The organism is Micromonospora sp. NPDC005298, assembly GCF_040607375.1.
Taxonomy (GTDB): domain Bacteria; phylum Actinomycetota; class Actinomycetes; order Mycobacteriales; family Micromonosporaceae; genus Micromonospora.
Genome location: NZ_JBEXGP010000035.1, coordinates 21,873 through 46,037, shown reverse-complemented (window position 1 = coordinate 46,037; position 24,165 = coordinate 21,873). Strand labels below are relative to the sequence as shown.

Here is a 24,165-nt window from a genome sequence, read left to right as displayed (position 1 = left end):
GTCGGCGCGGCGGCGGCCGGCACGGTCGCGGTCGGCGCGGCGGCGGCCGGCACGGTCGCGGTCGGCACGGCGGCGGCCGGCACGGTCGCGGTCGGCACGGTCGCGGTCGGCGCGGTCGCGGTCGGCGCGGTGGTGGTCGGCGGTGCCGCGGGTGGCGGCGTCACGGCCGCCCGGGCGTCGGTGGTCGGCGATGCCTCCGACCGGCCGGTGTCCGACCGGTCCGCCGTCGTGCGGGTCGTCCGGCGCGGTGCGGCGGCCGGCAGGAGCGGGGCGAGTTCCGCGTGCAGCGCGGCCCACTCGGAGGCGCGGGGCTGCTCGGCGGTCGAGGTGGTCTGGTCCGAGGCGTCCGACCGGGTCGCCGGCTGGCCGCCGCGCTCCGGCGTCGCCCGGGAGCGCCGTGCCGTCGGTCGCTCGGGGCCGTCGGCGACCCGCTCGATGGTCTTCGGACGCTCGAAGGGATCGCCCGTCGACGCCGCCGGGCCGTCGTCGACCGGAGGCGTGACCGGCTCGGGTGCCGCGGGTACGGACGGCTCGGGACCGTCCGGGAGCAGCCGCTGCGGAGCGTCGGCGAGCAGCCGCGCGGCCGACGCCAGCGCGACCGGGTCGGGTCGACCGGAGCGACGCCACCACCGGCGACGGCGCGTCGGCAGGTTGCCGGCCAGGACCCGCGCGGGTGCCAGGTCGGCGGCGATCAGCGCGGTCAGCCCGTCGTAGTCCGCGTGGTCGGCCAGCCGCCGGGCGATCTCGTCGAGGTCGTACACCGCGACGGCGATGTCGGCCGTGGTGGCGTCCAACGCTCGGGTGATCTTGCGGTGCAGCACCTTGCTGAGTGCGGCCTGCCGCCGTTCGGCCCGGATCTGCGCGCGGGCCGCGTCGAGCGACGCGTACAGCCCGAGGCCCGGGTCGGCCTTGGCCAGCGAGCGGGCACGACGGGTCAGCCACGGGTGTCGCAACCAGTGCCCGAGCGGCTCGTACGCCGGCGTCGTGGGTGGCAGCTGCCGCTTGGCGCGCAGCCGGTCCCGCCGCTGGTTGCCGGTGTTCATGAGCCACACCAGATAGCCGAGCAGGGACATGCCGGCGTAGAAGCCGCCCTCGAGGTGGTTGCTGTGCGCCAGCCAGTTGAAGGCCACGGCGGCGACCGCGATGGCGGCCGACAGCACGCGGGACAGGATCGCCTGTTCGCCGAGCCGACGCCGCAGGTCGGCGTTCGCCAGCACCACGACACCGCCCAGCTCCAGCGCACCGACGGCGGGGAGCGCCACGTACCAGGGCATGTCGAGTCGCTCCATCGCCCCGGACACCTGACCGCCGAGCGCGACCAGCAGGACGATGACGTAGAACCCCGTGCGGACCACGGCGAGCCGTCGTACCGCCCTGGCGAGTTCCGCGTCCCACGCCTCCGGCGCGGTGCTGTCCGACACGCCGCCGCGCGTCGGGCCGAACGGCTCTCCGCCGGTCATCTGACTCCGGTCCGGTTCCTGGAACACGCCGAGCAGGTTCCTCTCTCACTGCGACCCCGGCCGCACCGGTGCCATGCCCGCCGATCCGGCGCGACCGCGCGCTGGGCCGTGCCGGAGCCGGGCTACGGCTGCCGCCCGTCGTCCGCCGCATGCTACAGGTCTCATGTTCCGAACCGTGACGACGAGTACGTCGGCCGTGCGCGCCTGGTGGCCGACCTGGACAGCACCCGGATGACGTCTTCCGGGTGCTGGTGGCGGTTCCACCCGTCTATCCGTGGTGTTGGTGGGACTATGGGCGGCGTGGGAGCTGCGAAAACCGATATGCCTGCTATCTCGCCACTGGTTGGCGAGCCGATCAAGCGCGTCGACGCCGAGCGACTGGCGGGAGTGCTCAAGGCACTCGCCGACCCGGCTCGGCTGCGACTTCTCAGCCTGATCCAGTCCGCTCCGGAGGGCGAGGCGTCGGTGAGTGACCTCACCGCGCCGCTCGGCCTCTCCCAGCCGACGGTGAGCCATCACCTTCGGATCCTCACCGAGGCCGGTCTGCTCGAGCGCGACAAGCGCGGCGTCTGGGCGTACTACAGCCTGGTGCCGTCCGCGATCGGGGCGATCGCGGACCTGCTGACGCCGCCGCGCAAGCGGCCGACGAAGAGGGCTCGTTGAGCACCTGAGGCAGCGCCTCCGCACGGCGGTCCGCCCTCGTCGGCGGGGGCGCCGTCGTCGCCGCGCGCCCCGACCGGCGCGCACCCGCGCCCGTGGCAGGCCGACGCGGTGGTCTCCTCCGACGCTCCCGGTTGGACGCCGGACCGGTCCGGGCGGGGCGGTACCGCCCCCGCCCGGACCTGTGGGCGCGTGCGCCGTTGTCTCAGCCGCGCAGCTGCCACTGCTGGTTGGTGCCACCGTTGCACGACCAGAGGATCAGCTTGGTGCCGTTCGCCGTGCCGGCGCCGTTCGCGTCCAGACACAGGCCGGACTGCACGCCGGTGATCGTGCCGTTGGCGTTCAGGGTCCACTGCTGGTTGGCCTGACCGTTGCAGTCCCAGATCACCACGGTGGTGCCGTTGCTGGTGCCCTGGCCGGAGGCGTCCAGGCACTTGGTGCCGTAGACCATGAGCTGCCGGCTGGCGGTGGAGGTCCACCGCTGGTTGGCGGCGCCGCTGATGCAGTCCCAGATCTGAGCCTGGGTTCCGTTGGTCGTGCTGGACCCGCCGATCTCGGCGCACCGGCCCGACTGGACGCCCACGATCTGCACGTTCTGCGGGCTGGTGCCGCCGCCGCTCTGTACGCCAGCCGCGTTGATCACCGTCTGCGCGCCCGACGGCCAGTTGCCGTTGGCGACCGTCACGTTGCCGTTGACGACGTTGCCGCGGTCGCCGTTCGTCACATTCGTGCTGCCGTTGGTCGACCAGTTGTTGGTGACCGTGAAGTTGCCCATGTTCTCCGCGTAGTAGTAGTTCGCGGTGGCCCAGGTGCCGGTGGAGGAGAACACGTTGTTACGGGCGGTGTAGTAACGGGAACCCTCGTCGAAGTAGAGCCCGAACCAGCCGTTCGTCCGCAGGCAGTGGTTCTCGTTGATGGTGCCGCCGGGGTTCGCCGAGAGCGTGTAGATGCACCCGCCGTCGGTCATCTGCTGCATGACGTCGTGCACGTAGTTGCCGACCACCTGGTTGTTGGCCGCCGTGGTGGCAGTCGTGTACCGGGGCTGGTAGTTGTACAGGCCCCGGTTCGCGTAGTGCTGGCTCCCGCCCGCGTCGTTGGCACCCCAGCCGTAGCCGACCGACAGACCGGTGTACGGCATGTTGTAGACCTCGTTGTGCGAGACCAGCGCCGTGTTCACGTAGGTGGTCAGGATCGACACCACGCCCCGGTAGTCCAGCCCGAGATCGTGCACCCGGTTGTTGCTGACGGTGACGTTGCGGTTGACCATCCGCTGGTCGCCCGGGTGGTGGGCGTCGGCCCGTACGCCGCCGACCACGATGCCGCCGGCCGAGTTGCGGGCGATCTCGGAGCGGGTGACCGTGATGTTGCTGGCCCCCAGGCCGACGCCGCTGGCGTGGGCGTTGGCGTCGTTGCCGATGCCGATCGCGGTCTGCCCGAGATTGACGAACTGGGAGTCACTGAAGCTGATGGTGTTGGCCGCCGAGACCTGCACGGCTGCGGGCATCTGAGCCCAGCTCGGGCGGGTGGCCTCGAACAGCGGGCAACCCTCCTGGCAGGAGGTCAGCGCGTCGGACGGACGCGCCCAGGTGCCGACGATGTGCGCGCCGGTCTGCTGGTCGGCGAAACCGTTGCTGCTGCTAGGGCCGAGCCAGCTGGTGCCGGTGAAGGTGATGCCGCTGAACGAGATGTGGTGCGCCGGCGCGTCGTAGGTGCCGCCGACGTTCACCAGCGACTGCAACTGCGGCAGCTCCACGCTGACGGTGCTCATGTTCTGTCCGGCGAGCGGAATGTAGTTGAGCTGGCCGCTGCCCGGGTTGAGATACCACTCCCCCGGTGAGTCCAGGAACTCGTACGCGTTGGCCAGGTAGAAGGGGCCGGCGCGGTGCGGCCTGGACAGGGTGTCGAACCCGAAGGTGTTGTTGTTCCAGGCGGGTTGCTGCATCGTCAGGAAGTTCCCGCTGATGCTCTGCACCGGCGAGTACCGGTCGGTGAACGAGCCGACGCTCTCCACCTCGACCCGGTTCTGGTTGCCGAGGTTGTTGAGGTAGTTGAGCGCGCTGTTGGTGAACCGCATACCGGACGTGGTGAAGGTGAAGTCGGCCCGGTTCACGGCGGTCCGCGCCCGGGTGGCGACGGCACCGTTGACGTAGAGCTGACGGCTGTCGACCCCGGCTCCGACGTTGGCGCGCCAGATGTTCTTCCCGGAGTCGACCAACGACCAACCGGTGACCGCCCGGGCGCCGGTGATGGTCGGACGCGCGCCGGCGGCCGCCCGCCAGATCACCTGGTAGCCGTTGGTGCCCGAGTCGGCGGCGGTGAACCGCATCGGCGACGGGAGGCGGTACGCGCCGTTGGCCAGCTCCACGACGATGTCACCGGACATCGCGCTGTTGACCGCCCGCACCGCGGTCTGCGCGGCGGTCAGCGAACACGGTTGGCTCGCGGAGCAGGTGGTGCCGGTGCCGGAGGGTGCGGCGTAGAGGGTGGTGGTCGCCGCGAGGGCCGGGGACGCCGAGGCGGTCACCGCGACCAGAGCGGTCAACGCCGACGCGGCCGCGGCGGCCAGCAATCGGCGCGGAGGTGCGGTGGACGGGACGGGCACGGAAGGTTCTCCTGACGTGAGAGGGGGTGCGGCGCCTGGACGGGGTGGGTGGCGGCGGTTCACGCGAGCACTCCCCGCAGGTAGCTCAGACCGTCGGTGGCGAGACGGTCCTGCGAGGGGGCCAACGGCCGCCAGATCGACGCGGCGGTGGCGATGGTCTCGTTCTCCGCCGTGAACGACTCGATGCAGACGGCGCCCTGGTAGCCGGTGTCGCACAGGAGGGTGAAGAAGCGGGGCCAGTCGAAGTGGTCGGTACCGGGAGCGCCCCGGTCGGTGCCGCTGACCTGGACGTGCTTGATGTGCCCGGCGGCGACGGAGAGGGCCGCGTAGGGGTCGGCCTCCTCGATGTTCATGTGATAGGTGTCGATCATGAGGCCGACGTTCGGTGGCAGGCCGTCGATCAGCTCCAGGGTCTGTTCGACGGTGTTGACGACGCTTGTCTCGTAGCGGTTCAACGCCTCCACACCGATGCTGACGCCCCGCTCACCGGCCTGCTCCGCCACCGGCGCCAGGGCCCGCCGGAAGTCCGCGTAGCAGGCCGCGCGGGCCGTCGGCGACATCCGCCAGGTGCGGCCGACCGAGGCGTACACCGGACCGCCGACGCACGGCGCGCCGACCGCCGCCGCGCTCGCCACACACCCCATGAGGTACGCGACTGTCGACTCCACGACGGCCGGGGCGGCGTCCACCAGGTCCCGCCCCGGCGGGGTGACCGCGCAGACCCCGGCCGCGACGAGACCGTGCGCGTCCAGCAGGTCCCGGGTACGGATCGGGTCCCAGTCGCCGGGCTGCTCGATCGGCAGCTCGACCGCGTCGAAACCGAATGCCGCGATCCGTGGGATCAGCTCGGCGAGGGCCTCGTCGTCGACCGGCGAGGCCCACACCCAGGGGTTGACGCCGATGGCGTACACCGGAACCTACTTCCAGCGCTGCGGGTAACCGGGCAGGTCGGTGCAGCCGCACATCGCGTAGTGCAACGGCGGCATGTTCGGGTCGAGGTACCGGTCCAGGTTGTCCTGGGTGATGGTCGGCTGGGGCAGCTTCCAGGGGTTGGACACCTGCTCGCCGTCGAGGATCCGCAGCGCGGCGATGATCGGCGTACGCCACTGGTACGTCGGGTAGGTCGGCGCGATCGCGGTGAGGTTCTTGTCCTTCCAGATCTTCAGGAAGTCGAGCTGGTCCTCGCCGTTGATCGGGGGAACGGGCTTGCCCGCGTCCTGGAAAGCCTCGACGGCCGCGACGGCGACGGCTCCGGCGTCCATCCAGACGCCGTCGATGGTGCCGTACCGCTGGATGTAGTCGTCGACGATCTTCTTGGTCTTCGCCGGGTCCCCGTCGGTGAACTCGACGCCGACGACGTCGACCTTGGCCTTGTCGAACGCGACCTTCGCCGCCGACCAGCGGGTCTCCAGGACGTCGACGCCGGGCAGGATCCGCAGGGCGAGGACCTTGCCGCCGGGCTTCATCTTCTGGCTGACGAACTCGGCCCCGACGTGGCCGAAGCCGTAGCCGCCGATGGGGTTGATGAACGTCACCGGGCACTTCGTGTTGACACCGCGGTCGAAGACGACGACCGGCAGTCCGGCCTTGCAGGCCGCCTCGACGGCCGGGGTGAGGGTGGCGGTGGTGTTCGGCGAGACGATGAGCGCGTCGCAACCCTTGCCGAGCAGGTCGTTGATGTCCGCGATCTGCTTCTGGTCCTTGCCCTCGGCGTCGACGTGCACGAACTCCTTGATCCGACTCTTCTGCGCCTCGACCTCGGCCTGCATGGTCTTGAACCCGACCTGCCGCCACGGGTTGTTCAACGCCGCGTTGGAGAAGCAGATCTTGTGCGGGCCGTTCTTCCTGAACTTCGCCGTGTCCACCATCTTCGGGTTGAGCACCTGCTCCCACGGCTTGTCGGCCGGCCCCGTGGCGGTGGCGTCGAGCAGTCCGAGCTCGGCGTCGTAGTCGGCCTGCACGAAGAACTTCGACTGGTCCCCGGTGCCCGACCCGGCTGCGGCGGAGGCGCTGCCCGAGGGGCCCGCCGCCGGCTCGTCCGTGGCGCAGGCGGCGAGGGACAGCAGGGTGACGGCGGCCAGAGCCGCCATGGAACGTCGCACTATGGTTTCCCCTTATCTCGACGAAGAACGGGTTGCCGAGACCGCCACGGCGAGCAGGATGATCGCGCCCTGGACGGTCGACCTGAGGGCGCCGGAGACGCCGTAGAAATTCATGAGGGCGAACAGCAGTTCCAGGGTCAGCGCGCCGAGCATCGCGCCGACGACGGAGCCGCGACCCCCACCCAGCGCGACGCCGCCGAGGACGACTGCGGTGATCGCCCCGAACTCCAGACCCGCACCGGCCTGGAACGAAACACCGCTGTACCCGCCCAGCAGGATCGCCGCCACGGCCGCCGCGAGCCCGCTGAGGACGAAGGCGATGGTCCGGGCCCGCCAGACGCGTACCCCGCTCAGCGCCGCGGTGCGCGGATTGTCGCCGACGGCGACGAGCGTCCGGCCGAAGTCGGACCGCATGAGCAGCACGGCGAGAACCGCGAGAACCAGCAGGACCAGCAGGGCGTACGGCACACGGCCGAGCACCGGCACGTCCTCGACGGCACGCCGGCCGAACCGCCGGAACTCCTCGGACAGCCCACCCTTCGGCGCGCCGTCGGACCACAGGTACACGGCGCCGACGAGGATCAGGAACATGCCCAGGGTGGTGATGAACGACGGCACCCGCAGTCGCGTCGTGATCAGGCCGTTGATCAGCCCGACCACCGCCCCGAACGCGAGCAGCAGCAGGACCACCGGCCAGGTACGCGCCGGATCGCCGTCGATCAGCCGGGCCGCGACGACCACCTGCGCGGTGACCAGCGAGCCGACGGAGAGGTCGAACTCGCCGGAGACGATCACGAAGTACTGGCCGGCGGCGAGCAGGATGATCGGCGCCGAACGACCGAGGAACGACATCAGCGACGAGGGCGCCAGGAAGTCGGGCTGCCGGATGCCGACGAGCACCAGCAGCACCGCCAGGATCGCGAGGATCGGCAGCACACCACCGGGCCGGAGCCGTGGCACCCGCAGCGGCAGGAAACGGGGCTGGACCGTCTGCATGGCTAGGCCGCCTTTCGCATGGCCCGGCGGGCGTAGACGGCGACCGCGGCGATGATGATGGCGCCCCTGATCACCTGCTTGAAGAAGGCGTCCACCTCGAGCTGGTTGAAGATGGCGTCGATGCTGGCGAGCAGCAGCACACCGCCGACGGTGCCGACGACACCGCCGCGCCCACCGGCCAGGGCGGTCCCGCCGATCACCACAGCCGCGATCGACTCCAGGTCGTACAGGCCCTCGGTGCCCACCCGGGGGGCGCCCGATCCCAGCCGGCTGGCGAGGTAGATCCCGGCGAGCCCGGCGCACAGCGAGCACAGCACGTGGGCGGTGACGAGGACCCGGTCGTTGCGGACGCCGGAGAGCCGGGCGACCTCCGGATCACCACCGACGGCGACCAGGTGGTGGCCGAAGCGGGTCCGCGACAACGCGAACCAGGCCGCCCCGGTCACGGCGACCAGCAGCAGGAACGACACCGGCACCGGACCCACCCGCTGGTAGCCGAGGGTCTGCACGAGCGTGGGCGACGTGGTGCCGGCCGGACCGTCGTAACCGCTGTCGAGGTACCCCTTGAGCAGCAGTCCGACGCCGAGGGTCGCGATGAACGCGTTCACCCGGAGCTTCGTGACCAGAAGGCCGTTGAGCAGCCCGACACCCGCGCTGACCGCGAGCGCCAGGCCGATCGCCGGCAGCAGCCCGCCGTCGCTGCCGTTCATCGTCTCGGCCGCGACGAGGGTGCTGAGGCTGATCACGTACGCCACGGAGAGGTCGAGCGAACCGCCGAGGATGACCAGGGTCTGGCCGACCGCGACGAGCCCGAGACCGGCGGCGACGTGCAGCAGACTCACCGTCGTCGACTGGTTGAACAAGTGGCCGCCGTCGACCAGGACGACCAACCAGCCGATTGCCAGGGTCAGACCCAGGGCCACGAACACACCGGGTACGGGACGCCGGGCGGGCAGAAGCGACAGGGCACTCACAGGGCGGCCTCGCGTACGGTGCCGACGGCCAGGGCCACGACGTCCTCCTCGCTCGCGCCGGCGGGCAGTTCGCCGGCGATCCGGCCGTCGCGCATGACGACGATCCGGTCGCTCATCCCCAGCAGCTCGGGCAGGTCGGACGAGATCATCAACACGGCGGCGCCGTCGCGGGCCAGGCGGCGGACGAGATCGTGGATGGCCGACTTCGCTCCCACGTCGATGCCCCGGGTCGGTTCGTCGAAGAGGAGAATCCGTGGGTCGAGGGCGAGCCACCGGGCCAGGACGACCTTCTGCTGGTTGCCGCCGGAGAGGAAGCGGATCTCCTGGTCGTCGCCGGCGCCACGGACCTCGACGGCGGCGAGCAGCTCCCGTACGCGTGCGGTGCGCGCGGCGCGACCGGACCGAGCCGCGAAGACGGCGCGGCTGGCGAGCAGCGCGTTGTCGAGCACCGACTGCCGGGGCACGATCCCCTCGCTCTTGCGGTCCTCGGTGACGTAGGCGATGCCGGCCCGCATCGCGGCGCGCGGGGAGCGCAGCCGGACCGGTCGGCCGTCGAGCGTGACATCGCCGGTCGTGAAGGGAGCCACGCCGAAGAGGGCGCGGGCCAGCGCCGAGCGTCCGGAGCCCTGCAGGCCGCCGATGCCGAGCACCTCGCCGGCGCGCAGCTGGAGGTCGACGCCGCGCAGCTTCCGGTTCCCCGCGTCGCGGACGGTGAGGCGTACCGGGCCGATGTCGTCGGGGGCGGCCCTTTCGGGGTAGTAGCTGGACAGCTCCCGGCCGACCATGTGCCGCACCAACTCGTCGGCGGTGGTCGCGGCGGTGTCCACGGTGGTGACCCGGCGGCCGTCCTTGAGGACCGTGATCCGGGTGGACAGGTCGAAGACCTCGGTGAGGCGGTGCGAGACGTACAGCAGGCCGATCCCCCGCTGCTGGAGGCGGCGTACCAGTCCGTAGAGCAACTCGACCTCGTGGTCGGCCAGCGCGGCGGTCGGCTCGTCCATGATGAGCAGACGTGCGTCCAGGGCGAGGGCCTTGGCGATCTCGACGACCTGCTGCTGCGCGACGCCGAGGCGTCCCACCCGGGCGTCGGCCGGCAGGGCGGTCTCCCCGATCGAGGCGAGCAGCCGGGTGGTGCGGTCCAGCATCTCCCGACGGTCGACCAACCCGCGGCGCACCGGCTCGTGTCCGAGGTAGACGTTCTCCGCGACGGTGCGCTCCGGCAGGAGGTTGAACTCCTGGTGGATGATGCCCACCCCGGCCCGCTGGGCGTCGCGCGGTCCGCGGAACACGCGGGGCTGACCGGCGAGCTCGATGGTGCCGCCGTCGGGGGCGTACCCACCCGACACGACCTTCATGAGGGTGGACTTCCCGGCGCCGTTCTCACCGACCACGGCGTGGACCTCGCCCGGTGCGACATCGAGGTCGACACCGTCGAGGACGCGTACCCCGAGGAAGGACTTGCCGATGCCCCGGAGGGTGAGCAGCGGCGCCGGCGGTGGGTCTGACATCCCGAAAGCCCTCGCAGACAGTAGTCATCAACAGGATTCGATGTGACCCTACGGTCACGTCAAGGACCTGAACATCGAACTTTCGTAGACATCGACGGATACTTACGTTCTTGCGGTACGAACATTCCCTTGACATCGCCGAAACATCACACGTATGAAGATAGATGTTTGGATAGGGGTCCGCAATCCTCGACCGGGGCTGATTGACGGGGCCACAGTAGGAGCCCGTCGGCGGTCCCGCCGTCGACGGGTCGATCTCGCTCGCCGTCCACTGGGCAGGATGGCGGCGACGTTCATCAATTGACAGTCACCTATTGCTGGCTCATCCTGACCCCGTGAATCATCAGACGAAACCCGCGAGCTTCATCACGCTGGGTGACGTCCACCGGTTCTGACTGCCGTCTTCGGCGAACGGCACGAGGACCGACCACCACAGTCGTGCCCTCGCGCGCGTCCAGGCACAACCTGGCGCGGCGCGGGGCCATGGCCGCTATCGCAGCTGCCCGTCCGACCTAGGAGACGCCCATGCGTCGCAACACACTGCTCATCGCGATGATCGCCGGTTTGTTACTGGCGCTCGGCCTCGCGCCACCCGCGTCGGCGGCCCCGGCCTTCCGCGCCCTGCTGTTCACCAAGACCGCCGGCTATCGCCACGACTCGATCCCCGCCGGAATCTCGATGTTCCAGCAGCAGGCCGCGGCGAACAACTTCGAGCTGGTGCAGACCGAGGACGCCAGCGTCTTCACCCCGGCCAACCTCGCGACCTTCGACGTCGTCATCATGTTCCAGACCTCCGGCATGGTCTGGACGTCGGCGGCCCAGCGCCAGGCCATCGAGGGCTACCTCGCCAGCGGCAAGGGCATCGTCGGCGTCCACAACGCCACCGACATGGGCATCGAGTCCGAGTACCCGTGGTGGGACCAGACCGTCAACGGCGGAGCCCACATGCCCGAGCACTCCCCCGGCGTGCTGCCCGGCACCGCCATCGTCGCCGACAAGCAGCACCCGTCGACGGCAGGCCTGCCGGACCGCTGGAACCGCAGCGAGGAGTGGTACAACTTCGACACCAACCCGCGCGGCAACGTGCACGTCCTCGTGACGGCCGACGAGCGCACGTACAACCCCGGATCCCGGGCCATGGGCCCGGACCACCCGATCTCCTGGTGCCGCAACGCCGGCGGTGGTCGGGTGTGGGCCACCGCGATGGGCCACGCGATCGACTCGTACAGCGAGACGAACTTCCGCAACCACGTCCTCGGTGGCGTCAAGTGGGCCGCCGGCAACGTGCCCGGCGACTGCGGCGGCACCGTGTGGGGCAACTTCGAGAAGCGCACGCTCGACGACAACACCGTCGACCCGATGGCGCTGGCTGTGGCACCGGACGGACGGGTCATCTACGTCCAGCGCGGCGGACAGGTCAAGATCTTCAAGCCCTCGACCAACAGCACCGTCACGGCCGCCACGCTGAGTGTCTACACCGGAGGCGAGGACGGGCTGACCGGCATGGCCCTGGACCCGAACTTCGCCAGCAACGGGTACGTGTACCTGTACCACTCACCGGCGAGCAGCACGACCGACGTCAACCGGGTCTCGCGCTACACGCTCACCGGCGACACACTCAACCTGTCGAGCGAGGCCCGGATCATCGACATCCCCGCCTACCGTGACCGCACGTTCCCCGAGCCCGGCCACACCGGCGGGTACATCGACTTCGGCCCGGACGGCAACCTCTACATCGCCACCGGCGACGACACGCCGCCGAACCTCGACCCCAACTGGCAGGGCTACGCGCCGCTGGACTGGCGGTCGGGCAAGTCCAACCTGGACGCCGCCCGGTCCGCCGGCAACACCAACGACCTGCGCGGCAAGCTGCTGCGCGTCAAGCCCTCCGCCAGCGGCGGTTACACCGTCCCGACGGGAAACCTCTACCCCCAGGGTACGGCCCAGACCCGCCCGGAGATCTACGCGATGGGCTTCCGCAACCCGTTCCGGTTCTCAATCGACCCCGCCAACGGCTGGGTCTACCTTGCCGACTACGGGCCCGACCGGAACCCGCCCACCACCAACCGCGGGCCCGAAGGGCTCGTCGAACTCAACGTGATCAAGTCGGCCGGCAACTACGGCTGGCCGTTCTGCCACGGCGACAACCAGCCGTACGCGCCGTACAACCCGGACACCGGAGCCGTCGGCGCGAAGTTCAACTGCAACGCGCCGGTCAACAACTCGCCGAACAACACGGGCCTGACCAGTCTGAAGCCGATCGTCGCGCCCAACATCTGGTACGGCTACGGCACCTCGCCGACCTTCCCGGAGCTGGGCTCCGGCGGCTCCGCGCCGATGGGCGGCCCGGTCTACCGGTACGACGCGGCGAACCCCTCGGCGACCAAGTTCCCGCCCTACTACGACGGTGTGCACTTCTTCTACGAGTGGTCGCGCAGCTACATCAAGGAGGTGCACTTCGACTCCGCCACGGCGGTGACCCGCACCAACCCGTTCCTGCCCAACACGCGGTTCAACAAGCCGATGGACATGGAGTTCGGCAAGGACGGGTCGCTCTACCTGCTGGAGTGGGGCACCAACTTCGGTGGCGGCAACAGCGACTCCGGGCTCTACCGGATCGACTACATCCAGGGCGGAAGGTCGCCGATCGCCAAGGCCACCGGCACTCCCACCAGCGGCAGCGCGCCGCTCACCGTGCAGTTCAACAGCGCGGGCACGGCCGACCCGGACCCGGGCAACACGCTGAGCTACCAGTGGACGTTCGGCGACGGCACCACCTCCACGGCCGCCAACCCGTCGCACGTCTACACCTCGAACGGCAACTACACGGCGCAGTTGAAGGTCACCGACAACACCGGCAAGACCGGCTTCGCCAACGTCCAGATCACCGTCGGCAACAGCGCGCCGGTCGTCACCATCACCACCCCGCCCAACGGCGGGATGCTCACCTTCGGTGACAAGGTGTCGTACCAGATCAGCGTGACCGATCCGGACGGCGGGACGGTCGACTGCTCGAAGGTGGTCCTCAACCCGGCGCTGGGTCACGACGACCACGCACACGAGACCACGGAGTACCCGGGCTGCTCGGGCACCATCTCCACCGATCTGCTCGGCGGGCACCCCGATGGCGCCAACCTGTTCTACGTGCTGAACGCCCGGTACACCGACAGCGGCGGTGCGGGAGGCGCGGCTCCGCTCACCGGCACCGCGCAGGTGATCCTCCAGCCCAAGCACAAGCAGTCCGAGTACTTCAGCAGCCAGTCCGGCGTCCGGGTCGTCGACCAGGCGGCCGCGGAGAGCACCAAGCGCGTCGGCGACATCTCCAACAACGACTGGATCGCGTTCAGCCCGATGAGCCTGTCGGGCATCTCGACCGTCAGCTACCGGCTGTCGTCGCCGTCCGGTGGCGGCACGATCGAGCTGCGGGCCGGTTCACCGACGGGAACGCTGCTGGCCACCACACCGGTGCCGAGCACCGGAGGTTGGGACAACTACCAGTCCACGGCGCCGGTGAGTGTCGCCGCCCTCGCGGGGACACAGACGCTGTACATGGTGTTCAAGGGCAGCACGAACAACTGGTTCGACCTCGACTCGCACACGTTCGGCGGGGCCGGGGTCGGCGTACCCGGGACCGGCACCGGGGTGGCGGGCAGGACCTGGACGCTCACCGCGCAGCACAGCGGCAAGCTGATGGACGTCAGCGGCGTCTCGACCGCCGACGGCGCCCAGATCAACCAGTGGGCGGCCACCGGGGGCAACAACCAGAAGTGGCAGGCCGTCGACGCCGGCAGCGGCGCGGTCTACCTCAAGGCGGTCCACAGCGGCAAGTGTGCCGAGGTGATCGGCGGTTCCACCGCTGCTGGCGCGTTCCTCCAGCAGGCCACCTGCAACAACAGCAACCAGCAGAAGTTCACCGCGACGGCCACGGCGACGGCCGGGATCTACACGGTGCGCAACGTGCAGAGCGGTCTCTGCCTGGACGTCAACACCGGCTCCACGGCGGACGGCGCTCGGCTGTTGCAGTGGACCTGCCACGGTGCGACCAACCAGCAGTGGAGGTTCAGCCAGGTGTGACGAATCGGCGGTGACAACGGCGCCCCGGTCGGGGCCGGCATCCGGGCGACGGAGCCGGTCCCGACCGGGGCGTCACCGTCAGCGGCCGAGCCAGCCTCCGTCGACGGGCAGCACGATCCCGTTGACGTAGTCGGACGCGGCCGACGCCAGGAACACGGTGGCACCACCGAGATCGTCGGCGCGCCCCCACCGGCCGGCCGGGATCCGGGCGAGGATCGCCGGTTCGCGGACCGGGTCGTCGCGCAGGGCCTGGGTGTTGTCGGTGGCGATGTAGCCGGGGGCGATGGCGTTGACGTTCACCCCGTGCCCGGCCCACTCGTTGGCTAGCGCGCGGGTGAGCCCGGCGACGCCCGACTTCGACGCCGCGTAGCCGGGGACGGTGACGCCGCCCTGGAAGCTCAGCAGCGACGCGGTGAAGATGATCTTCCCGCGACCGCGTTCGAGCATCGTCCGGCCGATCTCCCGGCTCAGCACGAACTGGCTGCTCAGGTTGACCTCGATCACGTGGTCCCACATCAGGTCCGGGTGGTCGACGGCTGGCGTACGGGCGATCGTGCCGCCGTTGTTGACCAGGATGTCGATGGGGCCGAGTGCGGTGAGGTCCCCGGCCAGCCGGTGTACGGCCGCACGGTCGGCGAGGTCGGCCCGCAGGGCGGTGAACCGGCGGCCGGCGGCACGCACCCGGCGTTCCACCTCGCTGCCGTCGGCTTCGAGCTGCGCGGAGACACCGACGACGTCGGCGCCGGCCAGGGCGAGCGCCTCGGCCATCGCGAGCCCGATTCCGCGCCGGGCCCCGGTCACCACGGCGGTCCGTCCGGTCAGGTCGAACAGGGTCATCGGTCGCCCTCCCGCAGATCGAGCAGGACCTTCATGACGCCCCCACCCTCCAGCGCCGTGAACGCGGCGGCAGCCGCCTCGACGGGCTCGACCCGGGAGATGAGCCGCCGCGCCGGGATCGCGCCGGAGGCGACCAACCGGATCGCCTCCACCACGTCGTCGCGTTGGTAGAGACGGGCGCCGTGCAACTCCAGCTCGCGCCAGAAGAACCGGTGCAGGTTGACCTCGCGCGGTTTCGGGTGGATCGCCACCATCACCAGCCGACCCCGGGTGGTGAGAACGTCGACCGCCGTGGTGACGCCCCCGGCCGAGCCGGAGACCTCGAAGGCGACGTCGGCGCCCGCGCCGTCGGTGCGGTCGTTGACAAGCGCCACGACGTCGGTCGTCGTCGGATCGACGGCCTCGACCCCGAGCCCGGCCGCCACGTCCCGGCGGAACGGGTCCGGTTCGACGAGGAGCACGCGCGCGCCCCGGCCCCGCGCGACGGTGGCGATGAGCACCCCGACCGGTCCGCCTCCGACCACGACCACCTGGTCGTCGGCGGTCACGTTCCCCCGGCGGACGTCGTGCACGGCGACCGCGACCGGCTCGACGAGCGCCGCGTGGTCCAGCGGCAGGGCCTCGGGCAGGGGCAGGACCAGGTCCATCGGCACGGTCCACGAGGACTGCATGGCGCCCGGTGAGTCGATGCCGAGGAAGTTCATGGCGTGGCAGATGTGCGAGAGTCCGCGTCCGCACGCGGCGCACCGTCCGCACGGCCGGGTCGGCATCACGGTGACGGCCTGGCCGACGGTCCAGTCGCCGGCGTCCTCGCCGACCGCCGCGATCCGTCCGGACATCTCGTGCCCGATGATCGCCGACGCGCCGACCCGCGCGTCCATGTCTCCGTGGTAGATGTGCAGGTCGGTGCCGCAGATCCCGGTGTAGGCCACCTCGATCCGCACCTCGCCGCGGCCCGGTGCCTCCGGATCACGTTCCTCGACCCTGAGGTCCCGCGCGCCCCGGTAGACGACTGCCTTCATCGATCCTCCATCTCGGCGGCCGGGGCGTCGTTCATCCCGGCACGGTGTTGGCGGTCAACGCACGTCGGCGTCAGTGACGTGCGGTGGACGACACCTCGTTGTGCGAGTTCAGCGGCACCACGGGGACCTTGCGGGCGGAGACGCCGTCGACCCCGGCCAGCAGTCGCCGTCCGGCCCGTTCCGGCCGGACGTTCGGGCTCTCGGCCGTCTGCGCCTGCGGACGACGGTTGGCCGTGCGGATCCGCTCCTCGTCGACGCGGACTCCCAGTCCGGGCGTATCGCCGAGCACGAACGCGCCATCCTCGACGTGGTGGTCGACGGAGACGCCCACCGGTGGCCGCAGGTCCTGAAGTTCGCTGGTCAGGTGGTTCGGCACCGACGTCGCCGCGTGCAGCAGCCCGACCGGGCTGTTGCCGATCGGGCTCACCGGCAGGTCGTACGCGTGCGCCAGGGCGGACGCCCGCAGGAAGTGTGTGACCCCCCAGACGGCGGCCATCTGGACGATGTCGACCGCTCCCGCGACGATCAGCGGCCGGTACTGTTCGAGCCCGGTGAGGTTCTCCCCGGTGGCGACCGACGCGTTGATCCCCCGGCCCACCGCCGCGTGGCCCTCCGCGTCCCACCGCCGGACCGGCTCCTCGATCCAGATGAGGTCCATGCCGCGTTCGATCTCGCTGACGTGCCGGACCGCCTGTTTGCGGGTCCACGCCTCGTTCACGTCGAGCATCAGACCCGGCCGCAGCCCGTGCCCGGCCTCGGTCAGCACGTCCCGGACCAGGCCGAGGCGGTGCCTGTCGCGCTCGATGTCGAGGCCGCCCTTGAGCTTGGCGGCCCGCAGACCGTGGCTGGCGTAGACCTCGTACTCCGCGACGAGTTCCTCGTCGGTGAGCCCGATGTCCAGGCCGGACGCGTAGGCGGGTACCCGTCGGTCGCGTCCGCCCAGCAGTCGCCACAGCGGTTCGCCGGCGGCCTGCGCCTTGATGTCCCACAGGGCGGTGTCGAGGGCGCCGATGGTGCCGAACACCGGGCCCGCGTGGCCCGCCTTGAAGGTGTGCCGCAGCATGCGGTCGTAGAGGGTCGTCACGGCGCGGGGGTCCTCGCCCTCGATGGCGGCGAAGATCCGCTCGATCTCGACGTGCGGCCCGAGGCCGACCCCCGAGATGCCCTCGTCGGTCTCGACGATGACGATCGACACCGGGACCACCCCGTCGGCGAAGACACCGTTGGCATCGCCGACGGGCCTCCCCCATTCCTGGACAGTGGCGAGTGTCCGATATCCAGTGATCCGCATGTCAACCCTTCGTGGAACCGGCGGCGACACCGTCGGCGATTTGGCGCTGGAGGAACAGGTAGACCAACAGGACGGGTATCGCGGCGATCAGGACGCCCGAGGCGAAGGTCGGGACGTCGTCGGAGTACTGCCCGCGCAACGAGGTCACCCCGATCATCAACGTCCGGTGCTCCGCCGAGGGCATCATCACCAGCGCCATGAGGACGTCGTTCCAGCAGAACAGGGCGTTGAGGATGCCGACCGACAGCAGCGCCGGCGTGCCCAGGGGCAGCATGATCCGTCGGTACACGCCGTAAACGGTGTTGCCGTCGATCCGGGCGGCGTCGACGATCTCCGACGGGATGCCCCGGTAGTAGCTGGTCATCAGGAAGACGGTGAAGGGCAGGAACTGCGCCACGTAGACGAGGATCAGACCGGGGTACGTGTCGATCAGCGCGGTGTCGGCCATGATCCGGGCGAGCGGCACCATGACCACCTGGAACGGGATGAAGAGTCCGGCCAGGCAGCCCAGGAACAGCGCCGACGAGCCGCGGAAGCGCAGCTGACTCAGGGCGAAACCGGCCATCGACCCGAGCAGTAGCAGCAGGAGCACCGACGACGTCACCACGAAGAGCGAGTTGGCGAAGTAGCGGCCCATCCCGACGGTGCTCCACGCGGCGTCGATGTTCTCCCACCGCAGGGTGTCGGTGAGCGAGAAACGGTCCAGGATGTAGTCCCGGCGGGTCTTCATGGCGACGTTGGCGGTGAACAGCAGGGGGTAGATCGTCGCCAGGGCGAGCAACGACATGGGGATGGCGATCAGCCACCGCCCCAGGCGGAGGTGGGGCATCAGTCCTCCTTTCCGGATCGTTCGAGCAGCTTGATCTGCAACAGCCCCACCACCAGCATGATCATGAAGAGGACCGTCGAGGCTGCCGACGCGAGAGCCGGGCGGTTCATCTGGCCCTGCTGCTTCCAGATGTAGAACTCCGGCAGGTACGTCGCCCCCTCCGGTCCGCCGCTGGTCATGACGAAGAGCAGCCCGAACATCGAGGTCAGCATCCCGATCATCGTGGTCACGAAGACGAACTGGATGGTGCGCGAGAGGCTCGGGACGATCACGTGCCAGATGACCTGGGGCAGCGACGCCCCGTCCACCCGGGCGGCGTCGAGCAGCGCGGCGTCCAGGGTGGCGAAACCGGCGAGGAACACCACCAGGGCCATGCCGAAGGTGGCCCAGATGTGCACGCCGACCACCATGAACATCGCGATGCCCGGGTCGCCGAGCCAGTCGACCGGACCGACACCGACCGCCCCGAGGACGGCGTTGAGAGGGCCGTCGAAGGCGAGCAGCAGGTTGAAGATCGCACCGACGATGACCGGGGACAGCACCGCGGGGAAGAAGTAGACGCTGCGGTGGAAGCGGTGCCCGGGCACCCGCAGGTAGATGAACGTGGCGAGCAGGCCGGGGATGGCCACCGCCACCGGCAGCAGCAGCACCAGCAGACCGACGTTGCTCAGCGCGGTCCGGAACAGCGGGTCGGCGAACAGCTCCCGGTAGTTGCCGAACCCGACGGCCGTTCCGTTCTGCGCGCCGTCGCCGGTGAAGGAGAAGTTGACCCCGAGGACCAGCGGATACAGCCGCAGCAGGACGATGATCAGGACGGCCGGGGCGACCAGGATGTACGGGGCGAGGCGTTCCGCACCCGCACCGCCGGCGCGACGGCGAGGCGCGCCGACACGCCGGGCGGACGGGGTGACGGCCACCCCGCCGGCCCGTCCGGCCGGAGCCGGACGGACCGACGGTGGCGTGTTTCCGATCGGCACGTGCTCAGCCCGCCTGGTCGGAGGCGGCCAGCTGCTTCACCACCTCGTCGACGGTGATCGAACCGCTGAGCAGTTGCTGGGAGAGGCGCCCCATCAGGTCGAGAGTCTTGGAGGAGAGCGCCACGTGCAGGGCGGGTTTACCAGTCTTGAGCTCGCCGACGATCGTCGCGGCGGCCGGGCCGGCCTGCGACACGTCGATGGTGGTGTCGGCGACGATCGCGCCCGCGCCGGAGTAGAAGGCGTTGAGCGCCTCGGTCGACGTCAGGGACCGCACCAGGTCGGCGGCGACCTTCGGGTCCTTCGTCCACTTGGCGACCGCGTAGCCGATGCCGCCGTCGTACGGGAGGCTCGGGTTGGTGCCGGCGGTGACGACCGGCGCCTTCATGACGCCGAGCTTCTCCGGGGTCAGGAACTCGTTGAAGTCCTGCCAGTGCCCGACGTCCGACATCAAGCCCATGACGTGGGCGGCCTTGCCGGACTGGAAGTACGCGAAGGAGTCGTTGAACATCGCGGTCGAGTTGGCCCCGTCGCTGTTCATCTTCCGGTCGCCGGCCTCCTTCCAGGTCTGGAAGATCCGCTTGACGTTCGCCGAGTTCCAGTCGCGCTTGCCGGCGATCCAGGCGTCGTACTCCTGGGCGGTGAGGGTGGTCGAGCCCAGGCTGGAGAGCCAGAACTGGATGCCGACGCCCTCCTTGTTGCCGAGGGCGAAGCACTTCGCGCCGGCCTTGGCGATGGTGGCGCAGTTGGCGACGAACGCGTCCCAGGTGGTCGCCGGGCTCGCCGGGTCGAGGCCGGCCTTGTCGTAGATCGCCTTGTTGTAGTAGATGGGGTAACCCTGCAGGGTCACCGGGCTGCCGTAGACCTTGGCGTCCTTGGTGAACGCGTCCCAGCCGGCCAGTCGCTGCTTGTCCTCGGCGACGTAGTCGGTGAGCGGCACGAGTGCGTCCACCCGGTCGCGGATCTGGCCGCCGCCGTTGAACATCATGACGTCCGGGCCCTTGCCGGCCTGAATGGCCGCGCCGAGCAACGTGTAGTACTGGTCGAAGGGCTGCGCGACGAATTCGACGGTGACATCCGGGTGCTTCTTCTTGAAGTCCGCCTTCGCCTTGTCCAGATAGGATTTGGCGAACGCCTCACCGGACTTGAAGTCCCACACCACCAGCTTGCCGTCCGAACTGGTGGTCGTACCCGAATCACTAGCACTTCCACAGCCGGCCAAGGCCAGGCTCACAACGAGGACGGCCGACCATATTGCTCGCTGTCTCATCAGTTGTCACCTCTGAAAGTGGGGTGGCCGACGGGCGTGCCGCCGCGCCAAGAGTGATCGGAACGTAACTCGTATGACGTGTGACGTCAATAGTCAGCCGTACACTGAGCCGGACGTCGTGCCACGGCGAGTCATTCGGAGGGGGACATGACGCCAGCGCAGGAGACAGCCCTGAACAATCCGGTGACCCCGGCATGGGTACGTCGACCAGCCAACCTCGCCACGGCGGTCACCGCCGAGCTGGTCGAACGCATCGTCCGAGGCGTACACCCGTCCGGAACCTCCCTGCCCCCCGAGCCCGTCCTCTGCGAGACCTTCTCGGTGAGCCGGACAGTCGTCCGGGAGGCGGTGAAGATCCTTCAGGAGAAAGGGCTCGTGCAGGTCCGCCAGGGCGCCGGCACCATGGTCACTCCCCCGTCGAACTGGGACATGCTCGACGAACTGGTCCTCGCCGCCACGATCGCCGAGGACGACAGCCTCGCCATCCTCGACGACCTCGTCGTCACCCGTCGGGTGCTGGAGTCCGACATGGCGAACGTCGCGGCCCGCCTCGCCGACGACGAGACCATCGAGCGGCTGCGCGCCCTCGTGGACCGGATGGACGAGCTCGTCGACGACCACGTCACGTACCACGAGTACGACCGGGCCTTTCACGACACGGTCATGCAGGCGTCGGGCAACCGTATCGCCCGTGGGGTCGTGCGGGCGCTGGAGAGCCAGGTCATCAACACCGCCCGGTACATGGGCCGGACCGAACGCTCCCTGTGCGTGGCGTCCAACAAGGGGCACCGGCGCATCTACGAGCGCATCGCCGCCCACGACCAGGACGGCGCCGCCGAGGCGATGTTCACCCACATCACCGAGGCGTGGCTGGTGCGACGCAGCGGTTCGGGCAAGCCGGTCCGCCTCCAGCGCTGACCGGAGGGACGAAGCAGCGCCCACCCCCGGGTACGGGAGCGGACGCCGCCTTCCGACGCTGACCGCCGTCACGAGAACTGCGAGAAGAACCTCCAGATCTCACCCTTGGTCCAGGTCGTGATGCCGCTCTCGGCGTAGGTCCCGTCCACCGGTCCGGGCATGTGGCCGTTGTCGTACGCGGCCCACTGCACGGGATATCCGGCCCGGCAACCGGAGTACGTGGTGGTGATGTGCGCCCGGCTGCCCGCCGCCGGCTCGGGCGGGTTCTGTGCCGTGCAGCCGTTGTTCCTGACGAACGTGTCGCGCAGCGCCCGCCCCTGGGAGATGTTCAGGACGTTGTCCGAGATCCCGTGCAGCCCGAAGTACGCGATGGGCTGCGTACCGCCGCTGCACCCGCTGATCTGCGCGCCGGAGATGACCGCGACGGCCCGGAACACGGTGGCCCGCGCGCAGGCCACGGCGTAGCTCATGCCGCCGCCCCAGCTGAAGCCGAGGGCGAACCGCTGCCGGGGGTTGACACACAGGCCGCTCTCGATCCGGGTGATCATGTCGTCGACGAAGGTGATGTCCTCGCCTCCGGCGTTGCCCCAGCCGTTGCCGAATCCCTGCGGCGCGACCAGGATCGCGCTGTTGTTCGACTGCTCCTGCTGCCCGTAGTAGGACCACGCGGTCCCGCTGGTGCCGCCGGAGGAGATCTCCTGCATCGTGCCACCTCGCCAGTGGAACGCGAAGATCAGTCGGTAGGGGTTGCTGCTGTTGTAGTTGGCGGGCACCCGCAGGATGAACGTCCGGCTCTTGCCGTTGCTCTGGATCGTGTGCGTGCCACTGGACAGCGTCGGCGCCTTGCCGCACCCGCTGCCGCCGGTGGGTGGCGGGTTGGTGCTGCCCGTCGGGACGAGCTGCCACTGCTGGTTGGTGCCGTTCCAGTCGGAGTACTGCACGACGTTCGCGCCGTCGGCGGTGGAGGCGCCCTGCACCTCCACGGCCTTGCCGCTGTGCCGGCTGATGAGCCGGACGTATCCGCCGTCCGAGTCGGCCAGCCGGAACTGCTGGTTCGTGCCGTTGAGGTCGGACCACTGCACGATCGCGCCGCCGTCGGCGGTGGAGAAGTTGGACACGTCGAGGACCTTGCCCGAGTGTCGGGACTTCAGGCGGTAGTAGCCGCCTCCCGAGTCCACGAACTGCCACTGCTGGTTGGCGCCGTTGTTGCGCGTCCACTGGCTGATCCGCGCGCCGTCATTGGTGGCCGAGCCGTACAGGTCCAGCGCCTTGCCGCTGTTGCGGTTCACCAGGACGTACGAGGCGTTCGTGTCCACGGTCGCCGCCGCCGCTGGTGCCGCGTCGACCGCGACGAGCAGGCCTGCGGTCATGATCACGGCAGCCGCCGCGGCGGACGCCGACCGCCGGTGACGTCTCGGTGGGGAGGCGGGACGAGCCTCACCGATGGCCTTCATGGTCGACTCCTTCGGTCGGGGTCACCCACGGGCGAGACGCACGCGCGTGCCCTGGCGTGTGTGCCGGCGTCGGGTGGTGGCGTCAGCACGTTGGGGTGTGGTGCGGGTGGGTGCGGCCGGCCCGTCGGCGCGCTGCGGCGCATCCGGCCCCCGGCGGCCCACGCGACCCGCGAGTCAGAAGTTAGCGTTCACATCGTCATACGTCAAACGATCGGCGTCGATACGCCGTACCACTCTCGACGGTTCCCCGCCGGGTCGGTATGGTCGCGGCGTCCGGGACGCGGCGGGCGCACCGGTCGCCCACAGTCCACTATCGCGGAGGCGTGAGATGCGACGACACGCAATGGTCATCCGGCTCCGACCGGAGCACCGGGAGACCTACCTCCGGCTGCACGCCGCCGTCTGGCCCGCCGTCGAGGAGACGCTGCGACAGGCGAACATGCGGAACTTCAGCATCTTCCTGCACGACGATCTGCTGTTCGGCTACTACGAGTACGTGGGCGACGACCACGCCGCCGACCAGGCGCGCATCGCCGCCGATCCGCAGACGCAGGAGTGGTGGAAGTTGACCGAGCCCTGCCAGCAGTCGTTGGCCCCGGAGGGAAGCGACGACTGGTGGGTTCCGGTGCCGGAGGTCTGGCACCTCGCCGACACGGACGGCTGACCGCGCCGCTCCCGTCAGTCCTCGCGTCGCGTGGCGAGGTGCGCGCGCAGCGCCGCGGCGATCTCGCCGGCCGCGCGGAGCTGGTCCGCCGTGAGAGCGTCGACGAACAGCTCCCGGATGGCGCGCAGGTGCGGGACGGTGGCCTGCCGGAAGGCGTCGGCTCCCGCCGGGGTGAGGAGCACCTCGGCTCCGCGGGGAACGGTGGGGCACTCCTGGCGGCGGATGAGCCCGCGCCGCTCCATCCGGCCCAGATGGTGGGAGAGTCGGCTGCGCTCCCACCCGATGTGGGCCGCCAGCGCGGACGAGCGCAGCTGCCGGTCCTGCGCTTCGGTGAGGGCGAGGAGCACGACGTAGTCGCCCGGCGAGAGCGCGGCGTCGGTCTGGAGGCGGGCGCCGACCTGGGAGCTGAGGGCCTCCGTCGTCTCGATGAAGTCCCGCCAGATCCGTAGCTCCTCGGCGGTCGGCAGCTGGCGTCCCCTCTGCCGCTCGGGTGTGGCGCTGGTCATCTCAGTCTCCACGGAATTGACGTG

19 protein-coding genes are annotated in these 24,165 nt (G+C 70.1%); 4 read left to right on the top strand and 15 right to left on the bottom strand.

What is annotated here, in order from left to right; all coding sequences use genetic code 11:
- Positions 1-1,487, bottom strand: a 1,487-nt coding sequence (locus ABZS77_RS28770) for a hypothetical protein (RefSeq protein ID WP_354829269.1), incomplete at its 3' end; no start/stop codon positions are given.
- Positions 1,488-1,781: 294 nt separating this feature from the next.
- Between ABZS77_RS28770 and ABZS77_RS28765 the strand changes: the two genes are divergently transcribed.
- A complete protein-coding gene (locus ABZS77_RS28765) occupies positions 1,782-2,123 on the top strand; it encodes a metalloregulator ArsR/SmtB family transcription factor (protein WP_139586681.1) in 342 nt (113 codons plus the stop codon).
- Between the two features lie 202 nt (positions 2,124-2,325).
- Here ABZS77_RS28765 and ABZS77_RS28760 read toward each other — a convergent pair whose 3' ends face one another.
- From ABZS77_RS28760 to ABZS77_RS28735, 6 genes are read right to left on the bottom strand one after another with little or no spacing between them, the layout of a single operon-like run.
- Positions 2,326-4,722 (bottom strand): ricin-type beta-trefoil lectin domain protein, encoded by a 2,397-nt coding sequence (locus ABZS77_RS28760; protein ID WP_354829267.1) that lies wholly within the window; start codon positions 4,720-4,722, stop codon positions 2,326-2,328.
- Between the two features lie 59 nt (positions 4,723-4,781).
- Positions 4,782-5,633, bottom strand: a complete 852-nt coding sequence (locus tag ABZS77_RS28755; RefSeq protein WP_354829265.1) for a sugar phosphate isomerase/epimerase family protein — start codon at positions 5,631-5,633, stop codon at positions 4,782-4,784.
- 6 nt (positions 5,634-5,639) lie between these two features.
- Positions 5,640-6,812 carry an ABC transporter substrate-binding protein gene (locus ABZS77_RS28750; protein WP_354829263.1) on the bottom strand — a complete coding sequence of 391 codons (1,173 nt, stop codon included), beginning with the start codon at positions 6,810-6,812 and terminating at the stop codon, positions 5,640-5,642.
- 24 nt (positions 6,813-6,836) lie between these two features.
- Positions 6,837-7,820, bottom strand: a complete 984-nt coding sequence (locus tag ABZS77_RS28745; RefSeq protein WP_354829260.1) for an ABC transporter permease — start codon at positions 7,818-7,820, stop codon at positions 6,837-6,839.
- Between the two features lie 2 nt (positions 7,821-7,822).
- Complete coding sequence (locus ABZS77_RS28740) at positions 7,823-8,749, bottom strand: ABC transporter permease (RefSeq protein WP_354829257.1); 927 nt, start codon at positions 8,747-8,749, stop codon at positions 7,823-7,825.
- A gap of 41 nt (positions 8,750-8,790) precedes the next feature.
- On the bottom strand, positions 8,791-10,302 hold the full coding sequence (locus tag ABZS77_RS28735; protein WP_354829254.1) for a sugar ABC transporter ATP-binding protein: 1,512 nt from the start codon (positions 10,300-10,302) through the stop codon (positions 8,791-8,793).
- Positions 10,303-10,827: 525 nt separating this feature from the next.
- Between ABZS77_RS28735 and ABZS77_RS28730 the strand changes: the two genes are divergently transcribed.
- Positions 10,828-14,376 carry a ThuA domain-containing protein gene (locus tag ABZS77_RS28730; protein WP_354829252.1) on the top strand — a complete coding sequence of 1,183 codons (3,549 nt, stop codon included), beginning with the start codon at positions 10,828-10,830 and terminating at the stop codon, positions 14,374-14,376.
- Positions 14,377-14,454: 78 nt separating this feature from the next.
- On the opposite strand, the gene ABZS77_RS28725 is transcribed toward ABZS77_RS28730, so the two are convergent.
- The 6 genes from ABZS77_RS28725 to ABZS77_RS28700 all read right to left on the bottom strand — a co-directional run bounded on the left by ABZS77_RS28725 (position 14,455) and on the right by ABZS77_RS28700 (position 20,599).
- Positions 14,455-15,213 (bottom strand): SDR family oxidoreductase, encoded by a 759-nt coding sequence (locus ABZS77_RS28725; protein WP_354829249.1) that lies wholly within the window; start codon positions 15,211-15,213, stop codon positions 14,455-14,457.
- Complete coding sequence (locus tag ABZS77_RS28720; RefSeq protein ID WP_354829246.1) at positions 15,210-16,235, bottom strand: alcohol dehydrogenase catalytic domain-containing protein; 1,026 nt, start codon at positions 16,233-16,235, stop codon at positions 15,210-15,212. Before ABZS77_RS28720 ends, ABZS77_RS28725 begins: the two co-directional genes overlap by 4 nt.
- Positions 16,236-16,305: 70 nt before the next feature.
- Positions 16,306-17,526, bottom strand: coding sequence for a mandelate racemase/muconate lactonizing enzyme family protein (locus tag ABZS77_RS28715; RefSeq protein ID WP_354829244.1), 1,221 nt, complete (start codon positions 17,524-17,526; stop codon positions 16,306-16,308).
- Position 17,527: 1 nt separating this feature from the next.
- Positions 17,528-18,355: a carbohydrate ABC transporter permease gene (locus ABZS77_RS28710; protein WP_354829242.1), complete on the bottom strand. Its 828-nt coding sequence runs from the start codon at positions 18,353-18,355 to the stop codon at positions 17,528-17,530.
- Positions 18,355-19,332, bottom strand: coding sequence for a sugar ABC transporter permease (locus ABZS77_RS28705; RefSeq protein WP_354829239.1), 978 nt, complete (start codon positions 19,330-19,332; stop codon positions 18,355-18,357). Before ABZS77_RS28705 ends, ABZS77_RS28710 begins: the two co-directional genes overlap by 1 nt.
- 4 nt (positions 19,333-19,336) lie before the next feature.
- On the bottom strand, positions 19,337-20,599 hold the full coding sequence (locus ABZS77_RS28700) for an extracellular solute-binding protein (RefSeq protein ID WP_354829236.1): 1,263 nt from the start codon (positions 20,597-20,599) through the stop codon (positions 19,337-19,339).
- A 147-nt stretch (positions 20,600-20,746) separates the two neighbouring features.
- On the opposite strand from ABZS77_RS28700, the gene ABZS77_RS28695 reads away from it, so the two are divergent.
- Positions 20,747-21,517: a FadR/GntR family transcriptional regulator gene (locus tag ABZS77_RS28695; RefSeq protein ID WP_354829233.1), complete on the top strand. Its 771-nt coding sequence runs from the start codon at positions 20,747-20,749 to the stop codon at positions 21,515-21,517.
- A 68-nt stretch (positions 21,518-21,585) separates the two neighbouring features.
- Here ABZS77_RS28695 and ABZS77_RS28690 read toward each other — a convergent pair whose 3' ends face one another.
- The gene (locus tag ABZS77_RS28690) at positions 21,586-22,971 is read right to left on the bottom strand and encodes an RICIN domain-containing protein (protein ID WP_354829230.1); all 1,386 of its coding nucleotides are present in this window, start codon (positions 22,969-22,971) and stop codon (positions 21,586-21,588) included.
- A gap of 328 nt (positions 22,972-23,299) precedes the next feature.
- Here ABZS77_RS28690 and ABZS77_RS28685 point away from each other — a divergent pair, with 328 nt between their 5' ends.
- Complete coding sequence (locus ABZS77_RS28685) at positions 23,300-23,635, top strand: L-rhamnose mutarotase (RefSeq protein ID WP_354829228.1); 336 nt, start codon at positions 23,300-23,302, stop codon at positions 23,633-23,635.
- A gap of 14 nt (positions 23,636-23,649) precedes the next feature.
- Here ABZS77_RS28685 and ABZS77_RS28680 read toward each other — a convergent pair whose 3' ends face one another.
- Positions 23,650-24,141, bottom strand: a complete 492-nt coding sequence (locus ABZS77_RS28680) for a MarR family transcriptional regulator (protein ID WP_354829225.1) — start codon at positions 24,139-24,141, stop codon at positions 23,650-23,652.
- Positions 24,142-24,165: the final 24 nt, after the last annotated feature.

What these genes read in the sequence shown, in the direction of transcription:
- ABZS77_RS28715 (WP_354829244.1), bottom strand. Translation starts at nt 17,526, where the DNA reads ATGCGGATCACTGGATATCGGACACTCGCCACTGTCCAGGAATGGGGG.
- ABZS77_RS28750 (WP_354829263.1), bottom strand. Translation starts at nt 6,812, where the DNA reads ATGGCGGCTCTGGCCGCCGTCACCCTGCTGTCCCTCGCCGCCTGCGCC.
- ABZS77_RS28710 (WP_354829242.1), bottom strand. Translation starts at nt 18,355, where the DNA reads ATGCCCCACCTCCGCCTGGGGCGGTGGCTGATCGCCATCCCCATGTCG.
- ABZS77_RS28725 (WP_354829249.1), bottom strand. Translation starts at nt 15,213, where the DNA reads ATGACCCTGTTCGACCTGACCGGACGGACCGCCGTGGTGACCGGGGCC.
- ABZS77_RS28695 (WP_354829233.1), top strand. Translation starts at nt 20,747, where the DNA reads ATGACGCCAGCGCAGGAGACAGCCCTGAACAATCCGGTGACCCCGGCA.
- ABZS77_RS28690 (WP_354829230.1), bottom strand. Translation starts at nt 22,971, where the DNA reads ATGAAGGCCATCGGTGAGGCTCGTCCCGCCTCCCCACCGAGACGTCAC.
- ABZS77_RS28735 (WP_354829254.1), bottom strand. Translation starts at nt 10,302, where the DNA reads ATGTCAGACCCACCGCCGGCGCCGCTGCTCACCCTCCGGGGCATCGGC.
- ABZS77_RS28700 (WP_354829236.1), bottom strand. Translation starts at nt 20,599, where the DNA reads ATGAGACAGCGAGCAATATGGTCGGCCGTCCTCGTTGTGAGCCTGGCC.
- ABZS77_RS28730 (WP_354829252.1), top strand. Translation starts at nt 10,828, where the DNA reads ATGCGTCGCAACACACTGCTCATCGCGATGATCGCCGGTTTGTTACTG.
- ABZS77_RS28720 (WP_354829246.1), bottom strand. Translation starts at nt 16,235, where the DNA reads ATGAAGGCAGTCGTCTACCGGGGCGCGCGGGACCTCAGGGTCGAGGAA.
- ABZS77_RS28685 (WP_354829228.1), top strand. Translation starts at nt 23,300, where the DNA reads ATGCGACGACACGCAATGGTCATCCGGCTCCGACCGGAGCACCGGGAG.
- ABZS77_RS28745 (WP_354829260.1), bottom strand. Translation starts at nt 7,820, where the DNA reads ATGCAGACGGTCCAGCCCCGTTTCCTGCCGCTGCGGGTGCCACGGCTC.
- ABZS77_RS28765 (WP_139586681.1), top strand. Translation starts at nt 1,782, where the DNA reads ATGCCTGCTATCTCGCCACTGGTTGGCGAGCCGATCAAGCGCGTCGAC.
- ABZS77_RS28680 (WP_354829225.1), bottom strand. Translation starts at nt 24,141, where the DNA reads ATGACCAGCGCCACACCCGAGCGGCAGAGGGGACGCCAGCTGCCGACC.